Annotated in this window: 2 protein-coding genes; both read left to right on the top strand. The window is 78.0% G+C overall.

Annotated elements, in window-relative coordinates; all coding sequences use genetic code 11:
* The coding region (locus E1193_RS31315) for a DUF4129 domain-containing protein (protein ID WP_132186727.1) at positions 1 to 343 on the top strand (343 nt) is incomplete at its 5' end.
* Positions 340 to 1,737: a DUF4350 domain-containing protein gene (locus E1193_RS31310; protein WP_132186726.1), complete on the top strand. Its 1,398-nt coding sequence runs from the start codon at positions 340 to 342 to the stop codon at positions 1,735 to 1,737. The genes E1193_RS31315 and E1193_RS31310, both read left to right, overlap by 4 nt.
* The last annotated feature ends 7 nt before the right edge of the window (positions 1,738 to 1,744 follow it).

Genomic DNA, 1,744 nt, shown 5'->3' with positions numbered 1-1,744 from the left:
CCCCCGGGTCGGCGACGACACCCCGGGCCACCCCCTCGCCGACCGGCTGGCCGCCGAGGGGCGCTTCGCCGAGGCCGTCCGGGAACGGCTGCGCGGCATGGTCCGCCGGCTGGTCGCCGCCGGGGCGGTCGCGCAACGGCCCGGCCTGACCGTGACCGAACTGACCGAGGAGGCGTCTCGCCACCTGCCCGTGGTCGACCCGCCGCTGCGCGCCGCCGCCGCGCTCTTCTCCACGCTCTGGTACGCCCACCGCCCCGCCTTGGCCGAGCACGACCGGCGGATGCGGGAACTCGCCGACGAACTGGACCGGGTACTCGCCGGCCGGCCGGAGGAGCCACGATGACGGCCGCCGCCACGCCGCCCGCGCCGAGACCCGAGCGGGGCGCTCCGACCGGGCGGCGACGCCGCCGGCACCGGATCGTGCTCCCGTTCACGCTCGCCGCCGCTCTGGTCGTGGCCACCCTGGTCACCCACGCGGCGGACCAACCGGACCCGACCACCCCGGGCTTCCTCTCCCCGGTGACGACCGCCGAGCACGGCGGCAGCCGGCTCGCCGGGACGCTGAGCGGCCGGGGCGTCGCCGTGCAGCGCGAAACCGACATCCTGGCCGCACTGCTGGCCCTCGACGACCGGCCGGGCACGCTCTTCGTACCGGCCCCGGAGTTGTTGCACCCGGGCACCGTCGGCGCCCTGGGAGACCTGCCCGCCGGCAACCGGCTCGTGCTGGTCGACCCGTCCCGCCGCGTGTTGGAACAGGTCGGCCTGCCGGTGGTCCGCACCGACCGCCGCTGGGCGGCCCGCGCGGTCCGCCCCGACGCCGACGGTCAGCCCTGCCCGCTGCCCGAGGCGGCCCGGGCCGGCACCGCCGCCGCGGCACTCCAGCGCTACGCCGCGCCCCGGGGGCACACCGGGGAACTGCGCCGCTGCTACTCCGGCGGCCTGGTCCACCTGCCCTGGACGGCCGACGTGGTGGTCATCGGGGCGAGCGACCCCTTCCGCAACGACCGGATCGACGACTGGGGCAACGAGGACCTGGCGGCCGGGCTGCTCGGCGACCGTGGTCGGGTGGTCTGGCTCGACCTGGACGGCCCCGCCCCGCCGCCGCGCCTCGGCACCGGCGTCAGCGGCGAGCCGGCCTGGTCACCCACCCCGTGGGGCACGCCGGGCGACCACCTTGGCGACGGCAACGCGAACGGCGACCCGGCCGGCGACGGCGGCCCCGCCGACGGCCCTGACGACGGCGGTCGGCGGGAGCAGGCCGGCGGCGAGGGGCCGGACGACAACCCGCTCTGGTCGGCCTTCCCGGACTGGTTCTGGGCGCTGCTGCTCCAGCTCGCGCTGGCCGCGCTGCTGATGGTGTTCTGGCGTGCCCGTCGGCTCGGCCCACCGGTCACCGAGCCGCTGCCGGTGTGGGTCCGCTCCGCCGAGACTGTCCTCGGCCGGGCGCGGCTCTACCAGCGGGCCCGGGCGCGCGGTCCCGCCGCCACCACGCTGCGCTCGGCCGCCCGGGACCGGCTGGGCACCCGCCTCAACCTGCCCGCCACCGCGCCGCCCGCCGAGGTGGCCACTCTGGTCGCCCGGTACGCCGGCCGCCGACCCGACGAGATCCACGAGTTGCTGTACGGCGCCGAGCCGGCCACCGACGGCGAACTGCTGGCACTGGCCCGCTCGCTGGACCTGGTGACCCGTACGGTCACGGCAGCGCGCCACCACCCGAGCGAAGGAGAACCCCGGTGACCCACCC

Source organism: Micromonospora sp. KC606 (assembly GCF_004348675.1).
In the GTDB taxonomy this organism is placed as follows: domain Bacteria; phylum Actinomycetota; class Actinomycetes; order Mycobacteriales; family Micromonosporaceae; genus Micromonospora.
Note: the sequence above shows the minus strand (reverse complement) of the source record. Positions and strands in the feature narration are given on the sequence as shown.

Excerpts from the sequence above, each read along its gene's own strand:
- E1193_RS31310 (WP_132186726.1), top strand. The coding sequence starts at position 340 with ATGACGGCCGCCGCCACGCCGCCCGCGCCGAGACCCGAGCGGGGCGCT.